A 16789-nucleotide genomic window follows, 5' to 3' on the forward strand; every position below is an offset into this window, starting at 1 on the left:
CCGCTTTTCATGACAAGGACCAACTCCATGCTTCTACTGTTCAGCAACAGCCAGGTACTGCGCCTGTTCATCGCCCAGGCGCTGTTCTGGTCATGCTCGATGACCGGCATCATCCTGACCTCCATTGTCGGCTTGCATCTGGCACCCGTTGCAGACCTGGCGACCCTGCCGCTTGCATTGCTGATGCTTGGCGGCCTGCTCGCTCTGCAGCCTATTGCGTGGTTGATGCAGCGCCGCGGCCGCACGTTAGGCTTTCTCGTTGGTACCTTGGCCGGCGTGCTCGGCGGTCTGACAAGCGCACTGTCGCTCTGGCTGGACAGCTTCACCCTGCTCTGCCTCGGCGCACTGCCCATCGGCGCTTATCAGACGTCAGCAATGTATTACCGCTTTGCCGCCATGGAGGCGGTGAGTGAAGCCTTAAGAGGCCGAGCCACAGGATGTGTGATCGGCGGTGGCGTGGTCGCTGCGCTGGCTGCACCCTCCCTTGGCGACGCCGCACGCGGCCTGGTCTCCGTGCCCTTTGCCGGCGCCTATCTGATGATCGCCGCACTGGCAGCGGTGGGATTCTTCGTCCTGGCAGGATTAAAGAGCAGCCAGGCTAGCGCACCCGTACCGGCAGCCTCCTCCGCAGTGTCCTGGCGCGACCTTCTTGCCCGGCCAGTGGTGAGGGCTGCCGTGCTGACCACCGCTGCTGGGCACGGGCTGATGATTCTTGTGATGAACGCAACGCCCCTGGCAATGCACGGCGAAGGCATGAACCTGCAGGTTAGCGGCCAGGTGATCCAGTGGCACATGCTGGGCATGTTCCTGCCGGCGTTCATCGCCGGGCCGCTGGTGGACAGGCTGGGTAGCAGGATGGTGGCCTGCCTGGGCGGCGGATTGCTTATCGCGAGCGCGCTGGTCGCTCTGCTCGGTGTCAGCCATCTGCATTTTCTGATCAGCAGTTGCCTGCTCGGTATCGGCTGGAATCTGATGCTGGTGGCCGGCACCACGCAGCTGGGGCAGGGCCACGGGCCGCAGGAACGAGCGCGGGCACAGGGCTTGATGGAACTCTGCAACGGCAGTGTCGCCGCCGTAATGTCATTCGCCTCGGGTGCATTGATTGCGCAGGCGGGGTGGGCCGCGGTGAACATCGGCATGCTGCCGATCGTCGCGCTGGTACTGCTGGTGCAGCTCGCCGAGGCCTATCGGCAACGGCAGCCAGCGTGAGAGGAGCCTGCGGTCGCTGCATATAAGCAAGGTGCGCTAGCTGCGCGGCCGAATCCCATCGAGTATCAGCGCTTGCAAGCTCGTCAGCGCCGCCTCAAAAAACACCGGATCGTCCAACGTCTTGCCTGTAACTGCCTCGATCTGCACGCGGAAGTCGGCGTAGTGCTGCGTCGTGGCCCACAGCGAGAAGATCAGGTGACGGGGCTCAACCGGGGCCAGTTTCCCGGCGTCTATCCAGCCCTGGATGACCGCGACCTTGCTCTCGACGAGCTCGCGCAAAGGCTGTTCCAACTCGGCAAGCATCAGCGGCGCGCCCTGCATGACTTCCATGCAGAACAACCGCGACTCGGCAGGATAATCGCGGGAAAGCTCCAGCTTGACGCGCAGGTAGCCCTTTATCGCTTCGATCGGGTCCTGGTCCGCAGCGAACGCTTGCAAGGGCTGCAGCCAGACTTCCAGCAACTGCCGCAAGACGCTGACATAGAGCTCTTCTTTGCTGTCGAAGTAATACAGCAGATTGGTCTTGGAGACGTCGGCCGCGGTGGCAATCTGATCGAGGCTGGTGCCATACAAGCCAAAGCGGGAGAAAAGGCCGAGTGCGGCATCGATGACGGTTTCTCGCTTGCTTTCGATCATGCGTGAACGGCGGTCGACTGCGCTGGCACTGGGCTCGCGTGCCGAGCCTTTTATCTTGGCGGTCTTGCTGGCGGTCAGGCGTCGGCGTGGTGGTACGGGGGTCTGGTTTGTCACATCGCTACCGGTCGGGCTCAAACGGGCCGCTACTGTAGCGCGAGGCGAAGCATGCGCGCAGGAATGCCGACGGTCGACCTTATCGCTGCAACGGGCGCAGCGTCAGAGCAGCGCATGGGCTGATCTGGCTGTCTGGACAGACCTCATGTTGCACCGCAAAGCGAATGTTATGTTATAACTATTGCATCCAACTCGCTGTGCACCTGCCATGACCGAAGCCGAACTCCTCGCCCTTCCTGCCGACGCCTATATGAACGAGGCCCAGCAAAGTTTCTTTCGTGACTTGCTGCTGCGCCAACGCACGGAGCTGCAGGCGCGCATCGCCGAAGAATTTCAGCTGCTGCGCCACTACGAGCCCAGTAGCGACCCGTCCGACATCGGCACCACTGAAGAACAGCGCCAGTGGCAGCTGCGGCTGCTGGAAAGGGAAAAGAAGCTGCTCGACAAGATCGACGACTCCCTCGATAGCCTGGCCCGGGGCGACTACGGCTGGTGCGATGAAACCGGCGAGCCCATTGGCCTGAAACGCCTGCTGCTGCGCCCCACTACGACGCTGAGCATCGAAGCCAAAGAGCGCCAGGAAGAGCGCGAAAAACACCAACGAACCGCCTGAGAGATCGCCATGAATCGCCTCCCCGTCACTGTGCTGTCCGGCTTCCTCGGCGCCGGCAAAAGCACGCTGCTCAATCACATCCTGAAGAACCGTGAAGGTCGCCGCGTCGCGGTCATCGTCAACGACATGAGCGAGATCAACATCGACGGCGCCGAAGTCCAGCGCGACGTCAGCCTCAATCGCGCCGAAGAGAAGCTGGTCGAGATGAGCAACGGTTGCATCTGCTGCACCCTGCGCGAAGACCTGCTTGAAGAGGTTGGCAAGCTCGCCCGCGAGGGTCGCTTCGATTATCTACTGATCGAATCCACCGGCATTTCCGAGCCGCTGCCGGTGGCCGAGACCTTCACCTTTCGCGATGAACAGGGTCAGAGCCTCGCCGACCTTGCACGTCTGGACACCATGGTCACGGTAGTCGACGGTGTCAATTTCCTGCGCGACTTCCACGAAGCCGAAAGCCTGGCAAGCCGGGGCGAAACACTGGGCGAGGACGATGAGCGCTCCATCACTGAGCTACTGATCGAGCAGGTGGAGTTCGCTGACGTCATCCTCATCAGCAAAATCGATCTGATCTCCAGCGCCGAGCGCGAGGAGCTCATGGCGATTCTGGGCCGTCTGAACACCCATGCCGAGATCCTGCCCATGAGCATGGGCAATGTGGCGCTGGCAAAGATCCTCGATACCGGCCGCTTCGATTTCGAGCGGGCCGCCCAGGCGCCGGGCTGGCTCAAGGAAATGCGCGGCGAGCACGTCCCCGAGACCGAGGAATATGGCATCGCTTCGACGGCCTACCTCGCGCGGCGCCCATTCCACCCGCAGCGCTTTCACAGCTTCCTTAACCGCGAATGGACCAACGGGCGCCTGCTCCGCTCGAAGGGCTATTTCTGGTTGGCCAGCCGTCCAGAGGAAGCCGGCAGCTGGTCCCAGGCCGGCGGGCTGATGCGCTACGACTATGCGGGGCGCTGGTGGCGCTTCACACCCGAGGCCCAGTGGCCGGAAGACGAAGCGTCACGCGCCGCGATCCAGCAAAAATGGACCGACGAATGCGGTGATTGCCGACAGGAATTGGTGTTCATCGGTCAGAACATCGACTTTCAACGCCTGCGCGCAGAACTCGACACCTGCCTGCTCAGCGACTACGAATGGAACCTTGGCCCCGAGCACTGGTTGCGCATGGATGATCCCTTCGCTCCATGGCTCGAGGAGGTCGCATGATGCTGGCGAGACAGTTGGCCTGTATATCGCCTCAGCAGGTGTTTGGCGACACGCCCGCCATCCTCGGCGACGCACTGATCGATGGTGTCAACCTCGCGGCCTGGCAGCGTCAATTGCCGTCTCCAATCGCCCACTTCGCCGGGGCGCTGCTGGCGCTGGACGAGCCCTTGTCCGAATCACTGACCGTCGAGCCAGACGCAAGCGGCACCGTATCGATGCCATCGTTGGCGGCAGCCTACCGTGGCATCACCGGTCACAGCGAATTCGTCGCCGATGTAGCGTGGCTTGTCAGCGCCTTCACGTGCCTGCTTGAAGCACGGCGCATCGGGGTGCGCCTGCGTGTGCTGGACAAACCCATGTGCCCCCGCTTCCATGTCGATTACGTGCCGCTGCGGTTGATCAGCACCTATGCCGGCCCCGGCAGCGAGTGGTTGCACGAAGATGCCATGCCGCGTCACCGTCTGGGCGAGCCGGCCGCTGAACCGCATGACAGCCGAGACATTCAGCAACTGCTAGCAGGTGAGGTCGCGCTCTTCAAAGGCGAGAAATGGGCCGGGAACGAAGGCGCCGGCATCATCCACCGGTCACCGCTGACCTCCCCGGCAAACAAGCGGCTGATCCTGACGCTTGATTGGCTGGCATGAAAAAGGGCCGACAGCTGCGCTAATCGGCCCTTGGGATGTAGCTCATTCGGATCAGGCAGCCATCTTTTCACACTCTTCGGCGCACTTGCGGCAGGCTTCGGCGCAGGCCTGGCAGTGGTCCATCTGATGGCTACCGCACTCTTCGGCGCACTCGCGGCAGGCCTGAGCACAGATACGGCACATCTCTTTGGCCAACTTGCTGTCGCGTGCCATCAGCGTGGCGGCGAGTGCGCAAAGGTCGGCGCAGTCGCGGTCGAGCTCGATGCAGCGAGCCATCATCTTGACGTCGTCTTCGCGCAGGCAGGATGCGGCGCAGGTTTCGCATACGATGGCGCAGTTGGAACAGGCCTGAATGCAAGCCTCGTACTTGGAATTGAGCATTGGGGTTCCTCCAAGGTCGATGTTCGCGAAATGGGTGAGAGCGAATCGCCCCCTTCATACAGTTCGTGCCGGGTACACCGCTCGAAGTTCAGTTTGATCGACCCAATGGTCCATTCACCCCACAGCGCGTTGCGCAACGAGTCCCCGCTCGGCTGCGGTCATCGCTACAATTCTCGATCCCTTTGCCAGTTCCGCGATGCACATGACCTCCACCCTCGCTGCACCTTGCGAATATCAAGAAACCATCCGCAAGAGCCGCTTCCTCGCCAAGGCTGCGCCCGTGTCCAGTGCCGAGGAGGCTCAGGCGTTCATCCAGGCGGTCAGCGACGCCAGCGCCACGCATAACTGCTGGGCGTGGAAAGTTGGCAACCAGTACCGATTCAGTGATGACGGTGAGCCCGGCGGAACGGCCGGGCGACCCATGCTGACCGCGATCGAAGGGCAGGAGTGCGACCAGGTGGTGGTTGTGGTGATTCGCTGGTTCGGTGGCATACAACTGGGAACCGGCGGCCTGGCGCGTGCTTACGGCGGCTCAGCGGCGAAATGCCTGCAGGCTGGCGAGCGCGTCGAGCTGGTCGCCCGGGTTCGCTGCAGCTGTCATTGCCGCTTTGCCGAACTGGCGCTGCTCAAGTCGCGCCTGAGCGACTTTGACGCATTGATCGACAGCGAAACCTTCGACGCGGAAGGCGCTGAGCTGCAGCTGGCCTTCCCCGCAGCGCAACAACCCCAGGTGCAGAAACTCCTGTCCGACATCAGCCGTGGCCGCTCGGAACTGCACCCGCTTGACCCTTGAGCATCGTTCCCCGTTGAACTGCGCGATATCAGAGAAGTCCCTATAACAGCGGCACTTGCCGTTGGGTCGGCGCATTCATGCGTACGTGCCCCAACACAAACGAGTGGAAGTGCCGAGACACGCATTCCGCTGCGAAACAGGAGTCTGATGAATGAAAAGCAAATATAAGTGGCTGATCCCCGGCGCCGTACTGCTCACCACCCTAGGGATGGCAGGCTGCGACGTCGAAAAAACCGAAGAAGGCTCGCTTCCAGACGTTGAAGTCGAAGGCGGCAACATGCCGGAATATGACGTGGATGCGCCAGAAGTGGACGTAGGCACCAAGGAAAAGACCGTCACAGTGCCTGATGTCGATGTCACCATGCCCGACGACGACGAGCCGGACGTTGGTGAACCAGTGGAGCCACGCGTTCCCGCCCCCACTCAGAACTGACAGATAGTAGAGGCGTGCGCCTTATCGGCGCGTCTGCACTCGAAAGCCACGCTGCCCCAGGCAAGCGTGGCTTTTTTTTGTCCGCAGGTTGTCCACCGTTCGTGTGCATCACATTGTGGATAACACTGGGAACAATGCGGCAAGCCCAACGGCGACGCGGCCTGGGCACCTTCGTTCATTTTTTAACCGAAACGCTTTAGCAGCCCGTTGAGATGCGAAAAATCATTGATTCTCAAGCATTTTTTACGCTTCAAATCAGCTTGGACAGGTGATTTCACGTCGCCACCACGCATCTGTTTTGTTATCCGCAGAACAGGTGGACAAGATTGTGGATAACCGTTGGGCTGAGCGCGCTTAACCGCGCCCGCTCTCGCTTGGACGACCTTGCTCATTTTTTGCACAGTCCGTTCGGCACGTGATCGAACTGAAGGTGCGACGCGGCGAGATCAATCCACAAGCGGCCAATCCGACCCTGGGGTCAATCCGGCCAGCGTGATTAAATGCGCCTTTTCCAGATGGGGAATCTCTCATGTACGACTGGCTAAACGCCCTACCGAAAGCCGAGCTTCATCTGCACCTCGAAGGCTCACTCGAACCCGAGCTGTTGTTTCGCCTGGCTGAACGCAACAAGATCGCCCTGCCCTGGGATAACGTCGATGCGCTGCGCAGCGCCTATAACTTCGGCAACCTGCAAGAGTTCCTCGATCTCTACTACGCCGGCGCCGATGTGCTGCGCACCGAGCAGGACTTCTATGACCTGACCTGGGCGTACCTGCAGAAGTGCGAAGAGCAGAATGTCGTGCACACCGAGCCCTTCTACGATCCGCAGACCCACACGGACCGCGGCATCCCGTTCGAGGTCGCGATGCGCGGTATCAGCGGCGCGCTGGCCGATGGCCGCGAGCTGCTCGGCATCAGCAGCGGGCTGATCTTGAGCTTCCTGCGTCATCTGCCGGAAGAGGAAGCCTTCAAGACGCTGGAACAGGCGATGCCTTTCCGTGACGCCTTCTTCGCGGTTGGCCTGGACAGTTCCGAAATGGGACATCCACCGAGCAAGTTCGAGCGAGTCTTCGCCAAGGCCCGCGCTGAAGGTTTCCTCGCCGTGGCCCATGCCGGCGAAGAAGGCCCGCCGGAATACATCTGGGAAGCGCTGGACCTGCTCAAGGTCAGCCGCATCGACCACGGCGTGCGCGCATCAGAGGACCCGAAATTGATCGAACGGCTGATCGCCGAGCAGATTCCGCTTACGGTCTGCCCGCTGTCGAACACCAAGCTCTGCGTGTTCGATGACATGAGCCAACACAATATCCTGCAGATGCTGGAACAGGGCGTGAAGGTGACGGTGAACTCCGACGATCCGGCCTACTTCGGCGGCTACGTAACGGAGAACTTCATGGCACTGCATGAAAGCCTGGGCATGACCGAGGATCAGGCGCGCCGGCTGGCACAGAACAGCCTCGACGCCCGCCTGGCCAAGTGATCGATAAGGGCCGCCGTGCGCGGCCCGTCAAGGGGCGAACGGCGCCAGCTGGATCAGCCTCTGGCATCGCTCAACCAGGTGTTCACGCAACAGCCGCACCCGTTCGCCCAAATGAGCACGGTGGGCGCAGATCAGGTTCAGCGGCGTCGGCTCGCCCAGCAGCTCTGGCAACAGCACCACCAGTCGCCCCGACTGCACATCCTGAGCGATGTCCAGCCAGGATTTATACACCACGCCCCGCCCTGCCAGCGCCCACCGGCGCACCACATCGGCATCGTCGCTGACGCGATCACCGCTCACCAGCTGCTCCAGCTCGCGGCGGCGGTCGTCGAGAAAGCACCAGCGCTCATGCACCCGCCCGGCCAACATGAATCGCAGACAATTATGGTCGGCGAGATCGGCCAGCGTGCACGGCGATCCATTTGCCGCCAGGTAGCCCGGCGAAGCGCAGAGCACGCGCCGATTGGCCGCCGCCACCGGGACCGCCACCAGGCTGGAATCTTCCGGCTGGCCATAGCGCAGCGCGATATCGACCGGCTGCCGAAACAGGTCGGCATTGCGATCCGCCAATAACAGTCGAAGGCTCAAGAGCGGGTGCTGCAGCTGGAATTCGTCCAGCCAGGGCAGCAGCACATTGCGGCCGAAATCTGACGGCGCTGACAGCTGCAGCGTGCCACTGATAGTCGCCTTACCGCCCGCAAGCAGTTGTTGACCCTCGACCAGGCTCTGCAAGGCCGAACGCGCATGGGGCAAATAGAGCTCGCCTTCGCCCGTCAGCCTCAGGCTCCGGGTCGAACGCACCAGCAAGCGGCAACCCAATTGCGCTTCCAGTCGCTTGAGCGCCGCACTGGCAACGGCCGGCGACAATTCCAGCTGCCGAGCAGCGGCCGACAGGCTCCCCAGTTCAGCGGTCAGCACGAATACCTGTAGGTCATCGCTACGCAGCATTTTCAATATTCCATTGAAAGAGTCTCTGCGAAATATGCGGTTTTTCATCGCAGCGCGAAAGCCGAACATGGCGGTATTCAATGCCCATCTCTAGAGGAGACCCACGATGAAAGCCATCGGCTACCAACACTCATTGCCCGTTGACGACGTGAATTCACTGATCGACATCGAACTGCCTGATCCCACACCCGGCCCGCGCGACCTGCTGGTCGAGGTCCGCGCCATTTCGGTGAACCCGGTGGATACCAAGATCCGCATGCGCGTGCAGCCGGAAGCCGGTCAATATCAGGTGCTCGGCTGGGATGCGGCCGGCGTGGTGCGCGCGGTGGGCAGCGAAGTCACCCTCTTCCAGCCCGGCGATGAGGTGTTCTATGCCGGCGCGCTGGACCGCCCCGGCGCCAACAGCGAGCTGCATCGGGTAGACGAGCGCATCGTCGGCCGTAAGCCCGCAACACTGGATTTCGCGGCTGCAGCGGCGCTGCCGCTGACGTCGATTACCGCCTGGGAACTGCTGTTCGAACGTTTGCAAATCAGCGAAAGCAAAGATGAGCGTGACCAGCGCCTACTCATTGTCGGTGCAGCAGGAGGTGTGGGTTCGATCATGACGCAGCTGGCGCGCCAGCTGACCGGACTGAAGGTAATCGGCACGGCCTCGCGCAGCGAAACCCAGGACTGGGTGCGAGAGCTGGGCGCTCATGAAGTGATCAATCACAGCCAGCCACTGGCCGCCGAGCTGCAACGAGTGGGCATCGCCGACGTCACCCACGTTGCCAGCCTGACCCACACCGACGTGCATCTGGCGCAGATCGTCGAGGCGTTGCAGCCTCAAGGGCGCCTGGCCTTGATCGATGATCCGGCAAGCCTCGACATCAGCCTGCTCAAGCGCAAGAGCCTGTCGCTGCACTGGGAGTTCATGTACACCCGTTCGCTGTACCAGACGCCGGACATGATCGCCCAGCACCAGCTGCTCAACCGGGTCGCCGAGCTGATCGACAGCGGTGTGCTCAAAACCACGCTGGGTGAGCACTACGGCACGATCAACGCCGAGAACCTGCGTCGCGCCCATGGCTTTATCGAAAGCGGCAAAGCCAAGGGCAAGGTCGTCCTCGAAGGCTTCTGACCTCTGGTCGGCTGGCGTGCCGCCTCAGGACGAGGCGGCCTCCTGGTTGCGCTGCGAAGTTGCGATCTGGCCGGTGTACCAGGCCAGACACGCCGCCAGGCCAGCACACACCGTGATCGCCAGAGCCATCGGCACCGCGGTGCCGTTATGCATCCAACCCACCGCTGCCGATGCAAAGGCAGCGACGCAGAACTGCATGCTGCCCATCAAGGCCGACGCCAACCCCGCCTGCTTGCCCTGCTTTGCCATGGCACAAGCAGTCGCATTGGGCAGGATGCTGCCAAGGCTCGCCAGCCCGGCGAACAAGGGGATTAGCAGCGGCCACAGCGCATCGGGCTCGCTCAGTGCGATTACCAACAGCGCCGCACCGCAAGCGAAGTAGAGCCAAACCAGGCGCCTTAACCAGAAACCCGGACCGCGCACGCGCAACAGCCGTGCATTGATCTGCGAAACGAGGATGAATCCAGCCGCATTGCTGCCGAACAGCCATCCGTAGTGCTCGGCCGGAACGCCATAAAGCTCGATGAAGACGAAGGGCGACCCGGCGATATAGGCGAACATGCCCGCCATGGCTACGCCGCCGGAGAGCGCGAAGGCGATGAATTCGCCGTCACGAAACAAGGCGACGTAGCGCCTGAAGGTTCCGCTCAGAGCGTGTTTGGGCGCATCGGCTGGCAGGGTCTCCGGCAGCCGCATCGCGACTGCAACGCCGCACAGCGCACTGAATATCGTCAGCGAGACGAAGATCGCCTGCCAGCCAAAGACGTTCATCAACAGCCCACCCGCCAGTGGTGCGAGGATAGGCGCCAGCCCCATCACCAGCATCAGTTGGGAAAAGACTTTGGCGCCCTGGACCGGATCGCAGCTGTCACGCACAACCGCGCGGGTCACCACGATGCCTGCACAGCCACCCAGCGCCTGGACGAAACGCGCGGCGATCAGCCAGTCCAGCGACGGCGCAAACGCGCACGCCAGCGACGCCAGAGTAAACAGCGTCACACCCACCAGCAGCGGCCAACGCCGGCCATACCGATCCGCCAGGGGCCCATAGATCAGCTGACCAAGGGCCAGGCCGATGAAGTAAGCCGCCAGCGACAGCTGAACGTGTTCCACGTCCGTGGCAAAAGCGCGCGCAATCGAGGGAAACGCGGGTAGATAGAAGTCGATGGCCAGCGGGCCAAAGGCGCTAAGAGCGCCCAGGATGAGCAAAATCGGAAGGGGCATGGAGAGAACTCGCGAAGCGGAAAAAGCCGAAGCGTCAACGCGCAGGGAAGCCGCGGTAGAGATCGATCATTTACAGAGAAGGTCAGATGCTGTTACATACACAGACGATTGTAAACATCCAAAGTTGCAGAAGTTGAAGGACAAACTCCGCATAGCCCGCCCGCCAAGGCCTTAATCAATGCAGCGTCAGGCTGCCGTAGCTCTCACATGCGAAGAACCAAAGAAGACGCCGAAAAGACCCGTATCGCCCTGCTCGCCTCTGCCGAGCGGCTATTTCTCGACAAGGGTGTGGCGCATACCAGCCTGGATCAGATTGCCCGCGACGCCGGGGTGACTCGCGGCGCTGTGTATTGGCATTTCCAGAACAAGGCACATCTGTTTCATGAAATGCTCAACCAGGTTCGCCTGCCGCCGGAGCAAATGGCCGAGCGACTCTGCAGTTGCACCCAACAGCAGCCGTTGCGAGCGCTGCATGAACTCTGCATCGAAGGCATCAGTGCGCTGGGCCGGGACGAGCAGAAGCGCCGCGTGATGACCATTCTCCTGCACCGCTGCGAATTCACGGAAGAACTGCGCGAAGCGGAAGAACGCCACCACGCATTCATCAATCTGTTTATCGAGCTCTGCGAGAAACTGCTGGAGAGTGCCGCCGACAGTCTTTATCCAGGTATCACGCCAAAACTGGCCGCGCGCACCTTGCACGCGCTGATCGTCGGTGTGTTCAGCGACTGGACCCGCGACCCGACCCTGTTCGATCCGGAAAAGGATTGCGCCGCCCTGATCGACCCGGTGTTCCGTGGCCTGGTCAAGGACTGGGACAGTTCCATCGCTCACTGAGCTATCGCATAAAACGCGGCAGCACCGGCTGCCGCGTATCGCGTCACTGGACCTGATAGCCCTCTTCTTCAATGGCCTCGCGGATAGCCGCCTCGTCCAGCCCACCCTCCACTCGCACCACTCCTGCCTCAAGATCGACATCAACCTTGGCACTGGGATCTCGGGACTGAATCGCCTGGGTCACGGCGCGCTGGCAATGCGCGCAAGTCATGCCTGTCACGTTGAACGTCTGCATTAGGTGCTCCTCTCGTTTATTGACGACTTCAGCATGCTCAACCTTGCCATACTGATAAGGTCAATAGACTGGCTGCGACAACCTGTTACTCGACTTGACCTTCCCATAAGGTGAAGGTTGATCATCATCGGCATCAGGCCCATTCGGAGCGAACCATGACCAGCGCAACCTACACTTTGCCTATTACCGGCATGACCTGCGCCAGCTGCGCCGGGCGAGTCGAACGCGCCCTGCTGAAGGTGCCCGGCGTCGACAATGCGGCGGTAAACCTCGCCGCCGAGCAGGTCCGTGTGCAAACCCATGAAGGCGATATCGCCGCGCTGATACAAGCCGTGGAAAAGGCGGGTTACGGCGTCCCGGTGCAGACGCTGGAACTGGCTATCGAAGGCATGACATGCGCCAGCTGCGCCGGCCGCATCGAGCGCGCTCTGCTCAAAGTGCCGGGCGTACGCAGCGCGTCGGTGAACCTGGCCAGCGAACGCGCACGCATCGAGGTGCTCGGCGCGGTAGACGCAACGGTACTGATCCAGGCCGTCGAAGCAGCCGGCTACAAGGCACAGGCCAGCAGCGATAACGAGCCCGCCACGGACACAAGCGAAAGCCGTCTGCGCCGCGAACGCTGGGCAGTGATCGCCGCGTTGCTGCTGGCCGCGCCGCTGGTGATCCCGATGTTCGGCGACCTGCTGGGGCTGCATTGGATGCTGCCACCCTGGATTCAATTCCTGCTCGCCACACCTGTGCAATTCATCCTCGGGGCGCGGTTTTATGTGGCCGGCTGGAAAGCCGTGCGCGCTGGCGCCGGCAACATGGATTTGCTGGTTGCGATCGGCACCAGCGCCGGTTACGGCTTGAGCCTCTACCAGTGGTGGGCCGCTGAGGCCGGGCAGATGCCGCATCTGTATTTCGAAGCGTCGGCTGTGGTGATCGCCCTCGTCCTGTTGGGCAAGTATCTGGAAAGCCGCGCCAAACGTCAGACCAGCGCGGCTATCCGTGCGCTGGAGGCGCTCAGGCCGGATCGCGCCTTACGGGTGGTCGACGGTCGTGAAGAGGACGTTGCCATCGCCGCCCTGCGCCTGGACGACCTGGTACTGGTCAAGCCTGGCGAGCGCTTCCCAGTGGACGGCGAGGTAGTCGAAGGTGAGAGCCAGGCCGATGAAGCCTTGATCAGCGGTGAAAGCCTGCCAGTGAACAAAGAGCCGGGCGACCGCATCACCGGTGGCGCGATCAACGGCGAAGGCCGCTTGCTGGTGCGCACCACGGCCCTCGGCGGCGAAACGGTACTGGCGCGCATCATTCGGTTGGTCGAAGACGCTCAGGCGGCCAAAGCGCCCATTCAGAAGCTGGTGGACAAGGTCAGCCAGGTCTTCGTCCCGGCCGTATTGGTCATCGCCCTTATGACGGTCGCCGGCTGGCTGTTTGTCGGCGCTCCGGCTGAAGTGGCGTTGATCAACGCGGTTGCGGTGCTGGTGATCGCCTGCCCCTGCGCCTTGGGCCTTGCGACACCTGCGGCGATCATGGCAGGCACCGGCGTCGCCGCCCGCCACGGCATTCTGATCAAGGACGCCGAGGCGCTGGAAGTCGCCCATGCCGTGACAGCCGTCGCCTTCGACAAGACCGGCACACTCACCTCCGGCAAGCCACGCGTCGTGCATCTGCATGCCGTGGACGGCGACGAAGCCACGCTGTTGCAACAAGCTGGGGCACTGCAACGCGGCAGTGAACATCCACTCGCTCAGGCGGTGCTCGACCGTTGCGCAGAACAAGGTATTACGGTCGCCGACGTTGAGCGCAGCCAGTCGCTAACCGGTCGCGGCATCTCGGGCGACCTCAATGGCCGCTCGCTGGCGCTGGGTAATCGCAGGCTGATGGACGACAGCGGCCTGCAACCAGGCGAGCTGGCGGGCAAAGCCGAGGCTTGGGAAAGCGAAGGTCGCACGCTTTCCTGGCTGATCGAGACTGCACCGCAACCTCGCGTGCTCGGCCTGTTCGCCTTTGGCGACAGCCTCAAAGAAGGCGCCGCTGAAGCGATCGCAGCTCTCAACGCCCGGCATATTCGCAGCCATTTGATCACGGGTGACAACCGCGGCAGTGCGCGCGTTGTGGCTGAGGCGCTGCAGATCGACAGCGTGCATGCCGAAGTGCTGCCGGCAGACAAGGCGGCCACGGTCGCCGAGTTGAAAAAAGGCGGCGCGGTGGTCGCGATGGTCGGCGACGGCATCAACGATGCGCCAGCGCTGGCAGCAGCCGACGTCGGTATTGCCATGGGCGGCGGGACCGATGTGGCCATGCATGCCGCCGGTATCACCCTGATGCGCGGCGATCCACGCCTAGTGCCCGCTGCACTGGAGATCAGCCGCCGCACCTACCGCAAGATCCAGCAGAACCTGTTCTGGGCGTTCATCTACAACCTGGTGGGTATTCCATTGGCAGCGTTCGGCTTTCTCAGCCCGGTGGTAGCAGGCGCGGCGATGGCGCTGTCGAGTGTCAGCGTGGTCAGCAACGCATTGCTGCTCAAGCGTTGGGAGCCGAAGGACTAGCGTGCCGCCGCGCGCGGGCTGTGGTCGGCGGCACGCATGGACACCGCGCTGACGCAGCACACAACAGCCTCACACCGATTCGTCTGGATGCGCACATGAACATTGGCCAAGCAGCAAAGAAAAGCGGGTTATCGGCGAAGATGATTCGCTACTACGAGTCCATCGACCTGATCTCCCCCGCCGGGCGCAGCGCCAACGGCTACCGTCACTACGGCGAGGAAGACCTGCACCGCCTTGCCTTCATCAAGCGCTCGCGCGATATGGGCTTCTCATTGGAGGAAGTGAGCAGGCTGCTCACGCTCTGGCAGGACCGCCATCGCGCCAGCGCTGACGTGAAGTCCCTGGCCGGCGCGCATATCGAGGCGCTCAATCAGAAGATCGCTGAACTGGTGGGGTTACGCGACACCCTGCAAGAGCTGGTCGACACCTGTCAGGGCGATGACCGGCCGGATTGCCCGATCCTCAAGGACCTTGAGTCCGGCGGATGTTGCGCTTAACGGCACATTCGGCAAGTCGGCCCAGGCGACGAACTCTCAACGCCGCCCAGATGCAACGAGGCCAGGCGTTGCGCCTGGCCTCGTGGTGAATCGTTTGCGCGATCAGCTTGCCTGCGTCTGCAGATAATTCTGCAAGCCGATACGATCGATCATCCCGAGCTGCTGCTCCAGCCAGTAGGCGTGATCCTCCTCGGTGTCCATCAGCTGCAATTCTAGAATTTCACGCGTCTGGTAATCGCCATGCTGCTCGGCCAGCGTGATGCCCTTGGCCAAGGCTTCGCGCACCTTGTATTCGAGTGCCAGATCGGCTCGCAGCATCTCGGGGACCGTTTGGCCTGGATGCATCGCCTCGGGCGTCATGTCCGGAGTGCCTTCAAGGAACAGGATGCGTTTGAGCAGCGCGTCGGCGTGCTGGGTTTCCTCTTCCATCTCGTGATTGATTCGCTCGTAGAGCTTGGTGAAGCCCCAATCGGCATACATCCGCGAGTGCAGGAAATACTGATCGCGCGCCGCCAGCTCCCCACGCAGCAGTTCTTTCAGATATTCGATGACCTGTGGCTGACCTTGCATTGCGACTCTCTCCTGCACTGACATTTTGAACGCCGGGCAATGATACGCCCAATCGGCGGCAGATTGACCGCAGCCCCATTGCCACAGGCAAAACCGGCTGACCAGCGGGTCACTTCAGCATAGGTCGAACTCCCGAGCCAGAGCGGGGTTCTACTGGTTCTGTCGCGGCGTTTCGCACTGGCACCGCGACGTCTTGCTCGCCCCTATCGTCCAGGAGAACGGATGCCGCTTTTATCGTCGAGAGGCCACTCACCGCATCTCAATATCACCGTTTCGATCTGCATGTTGCTGGCGCTGTCTGGCTGCTCCGAGGACACGGAACCTGCGCAAGTCCCGCCACGCGTCGCTTTCGTCGAGCCCCTGCAGCGCATTGATAACGGCCCCGAGGCGCTGCGCTTTCCGGGGGTGGTCGATAGCGTGACCAGCACGCAGCTGGCATTCCAGGTGCCGGGCCGCGTCGAGCGGATCCTCGTCGACGAGGGCGAGCGCGTTGAAAAAGGTCAGCCGGTGGCCAAGCTCGATGACACCGACTACGAGCTGCAACTGCGCGAAGCCGAGGCGCGGCTGCGCCAGCTGGAGGCGGATCTGACCCGTAAACGCGCCCTTTTGGCCGAGGGGATTATCGCTCCCGCCGCGGTCGAACCCCTGCAGGCCAATGTGGTGGCGGCGCGGGTCGCCCGTGACAGCGCCCTTCGTAACGTCAATCACAGCACGCTGGAGGCACCGTTCGACGGTGTGGTCGCGCGGCGCCTGGTCGAACCGGACATGGTGGTTGCCACAGGCTCGCCCGTACTGGAACTGCAGAACAACCAGCACATCGAGGTCGCGGTCGACCTGCCAGAGAGCGCGGCGCTGAGCATTCCACTGAACAGCACATTGGAGGCCGTGGGCGAACTGGTTATCGCCGACCTGACCCTGCCGTTGGCTTACAAGGAACACAGCACCCAGCCTCGCGAGGGCTCACGCACCTACAATCTGACATTGCAGGGCGAGCCGCCGGCCGACTACAACCTGCTGCCGGGAATGGCTATGCGGGTTCGCCTCCAGCGGCCTGCCGCCTCGCAAAGCGATACGCCGCCGCGTTTTCGCCTGCCGCTCAACGCCGTGCAAACAGCGCCAAACGGCAGCCATTACCTCTGGTTGGCGGTGGACGGCCATGCCCAGCGCCAGGACTTGCAGCTCGAGCGCATCGAAAACGATCACGCGGTGGTCAGCGGCGAGCTGAACAACGACATGCTGGTGGTGGTGGCGGGCGGCAGCAAGCTGTCGGAAGACCAGCCGATCAAAGCCGAACGGCGGAAGTAAG

18 protein-coding genes are annotated in these 16789 nt (G+C 62.2%); 12 read left to right on the top strand and 6 right to left on the bottom strand.

Translation table 11 applies throughout. The features are described 5' to 3' along the window. Window positions 1-27 precede the first annotated feature (27 nt). Window positions 28-1209, top strand: a complete 1182-nt coding sequence (locus C1896_18130) for an MFS transporter (GenBank protein ID AZZ46664.1) — start codon at window positions 28-30, stop codon at window positions 1207-1209. A gap of 36 nt (window positions 1210-1245) precedes the next feature. Here the strand turns inward: C1896_18130 and C1896_18135 are convergent, their stop codons facing one another. Further along, complete coding sequence (locus C1896_18135) at window positions 1246-1959, bottom strand: pyrimidine utilization regulatory protein R (GenBank protein ID AZZ47726.1); 714 nt, start codon at window positions 1957-1959, stop codon at window positions 1246-1248. 208 nt (window positions 1960-2167) lie between these two features. On the opposite strand from C1896_18135, the gene dksA reads away from it, so the two are divergent. Genes dksA through C1896_18150 form a run of 3 tightly spaced genes read left to right on the top strand, consistent with a single transcriptional unit; the run spans window position 2168 to window position 4428 of the window. After that, entirely contained in the window at window positions 2168-2572 is a 405-nt protein-coding gene (gene dksA / locus C1896_18140) for an RNA polymerase-binding protein DksA (protein ID AZZ46665.1), read from the top strand. A 9-nt stretch (window positions 2573-2581) separates the two neighbouring features. Further along, window positions 2582-3784, top strand: a complete 1203-nt coding sequence (locus C1896_18145) for a 4-hydroxytetrahydrobiopterin dehydratase (protein AZZ46666.1) — start codon at window positions 2582-2584, stop codon at window positions 3782-3784. Continuing rightward, window positions 3784-4428 (top strand): DUF1826 domain-containing protein, encoded by a 645-nt coding sequence (locus C1896_18150; protein ID AZZ47727.1) that lies wholly within the window; start codon window positions 3784-3786, stop codon window positions 4426-4428. The genes C1896_18145 and C1896_18150 overlap by 1 nt, the downstream gene beginning before the upstream one ends. A 51-nt stretch (window positions 4429-4479) precedes the next feature. Here the strand turns inward: C1896_18150 and C1896_18155 are convergent, their stop codons facing one another. Further along, entirely contained in the window at window positions 4480-4809 is a 330-nt protein-coding gene (locus C1896_18155) for a four-helix bundle copper-binding protein (GenBank protein ID AZZ46667.1), read from the bottom strand. Window positions 4810-5011: 202 nt separating this feature from the next. On the opposite strand from C1896_18155, the gene C1896_18160 reads away from it, so the two are divergent. The 3 genes from C1896_18160 (at window position 5012) to C1896_18170 (ending at window position 7515) form a co-directional block, all read left to right on the top strand. Further along, window positions 5012-5602, top strand: a complete 591-nt coding sequence (locus C1896_18160; GenBank protein ID AZZ46668.1) for a DUF1949 domain-containing protein — start codon at window positions 5012-5014, stop codon at window positions 5600-5602. 208 nt (window positions 5603-5810) lie between these two features. Next, window positions 5811-6035 carry a hypothetical protein gene (locus tag C1896_18165; protein ID AZZ47728.1) on the top strand — a complete coding sequence of 75 codons (225 nt, stop codon included), beginning with the start codon at window positions 5811-5813 and terminating at the stop codon, window positions 6033-6035. 529 nt (window positions 6036-6564) lie between these two features. Then, window positions 6565-7515, top strand: coding sequence for an adenosine deaminase (locus C1896_18170; protein ID AZZ46669.1), 951 nt, complete (start codon window positions 6565-6567; stop codon window positions 7513-7515). A gap of 27 nt (window positions 7516-7542) precedes the next feature. Here C1896_18170 and C1896_18175 read toward each other — a convergent pair whose 3' ends face one another. Further along, window positions 7543-8463 carry a LysR family transcriptional regulator gene (locus C1896_18175; protein ID AZZ46670.1) on the bottom strand — a complete coding sequence of 307 codons (921 nt, stop codon included), beginning with the start codon at window positions 8461-8463 and terminating at the stop codon, window positions 7543-7545. 106 nt (window positions 8464-8569) lie between these two features. On the opposite strand from C1896_18175, the gene C1896_18180 reads away from it, so the two are divergent. After that, window positions 8570-9583: a zinc-binding alcohol dehydrogenase family protein gene (locus C1896_18180; protein AZZ46671.1), complete on the top strand. Its 1014-nt coding sequence runs from the start codon at window positions 8570-8572 to the stop codon at window positions 9581-9583. 24 nt (window positions 9584-9607) lie between these two features. Here C1896_18180 and C1896_18185 read toward each other — a convergent pair whose 3' ends face one another. Then, window positions 9608-10807, bottom strand: a complete 1200-nt coding sequence (locus C1896_18185; GenBank protein AZZ46672.1) for a Bcr/CflA family drug resistance efflux transporter — start codon at window positions 10805-10807, stop codon at window positions 9608-9610. Between the two features lie 207 nt (window positions 10808-11014). Between C1896_18185 and C1896_18190 the strand changes: the two genes are divergently transcribed. Then, window positions 11015-11644 carry a TetR family transcriptional regulator gene (locus C1896_18190; protein ID AZZ46673.1) on the top strand — a complete coding sequence of 210 codons (630 nt, stop codon included), beginning with the start codon at window positions 11015-11017 and terminating at the stop codon, window positions 11642-11644. A gap of 43 nt (window positions 11645-11687) precedes the next feature. On the opposite strand, the gene C1896_18195 is transcribed toward C1896_18190, so the two are convergent. Beyond that, window positions 11688-11879: a copper chaperone gene (locus C1896_18195; GenBank protein ID AZZ46674.1), complete on the bottom strand. Its 192-nt coding sequence runs from the start codon at window positions 11877-11879 to the stop codon at window positions 11688-11690. A gap of 155 nt (window positions 11880-12034) precedes the next feature. Here C1896_18195 and C1896_18200 point away from each other — a divergent pair, with 155 nt between their 5' ends. Together C1896_18200 and cueR are read left to right on the top strand one after the other, a co-directional pair. Next, window positions 12035-14416 (top strand): copper-translocating P-type ATPase, encoded by a 2382-nt coding sequence (locus C1896_18200; protein AZZ46675.1) that lies wholly within the window; start codon window positions 12035-12037, stop codon window positions 14414-14416. 95 nt (window positions 14417-14511) lie between these two features. Next, entirely contained in the window at window positions 14512-14913 is a 402-nt protein-coding gene (gene cueR / locus C1896_18205) for a Cu(I)-responsive transcriptional regulator (GenBank protein ID AZZ46676.1), read from the top strand. Window positions 14914-15015: 102 nt separating this feature from the next. Here the strand turns inward: cueR and bfr are convergent, their stop codons facing one another. Next, entirely contained in the window at window positions 15016-15483 is a 468-nt protein-coding gene (gene bfr, locus C1896_18210; protein AZZ46677.1) for a bacterioferritin, read from the bottom strand. Window positions 15484-15705: 222 nt separating this feature from the next. Between bfr and C1896_18215 the strand changes: the two genes are divergently transcribed. Further along, complete coding sequence (locus C1896_18215; protein AZZ46678.1) at window positions 15706-16788, top strand: efflux RND transporter periplasmic adaptor subunit; 1083 nt, start codon at window positions 15706-15708, stop codon at window positions 16786-16788. Window position 16789 lies beyond the last annotated feature (1 nt).

The organism is Pseudomonadaceae bacterium SI-3 (assembly GCA_004010935.1).
GTDB lineage: Bacteria > Pseudomonadota > Gammaproteobacteria > Pseudomonadales > Pseudomonadaceae > Stutzerimonas.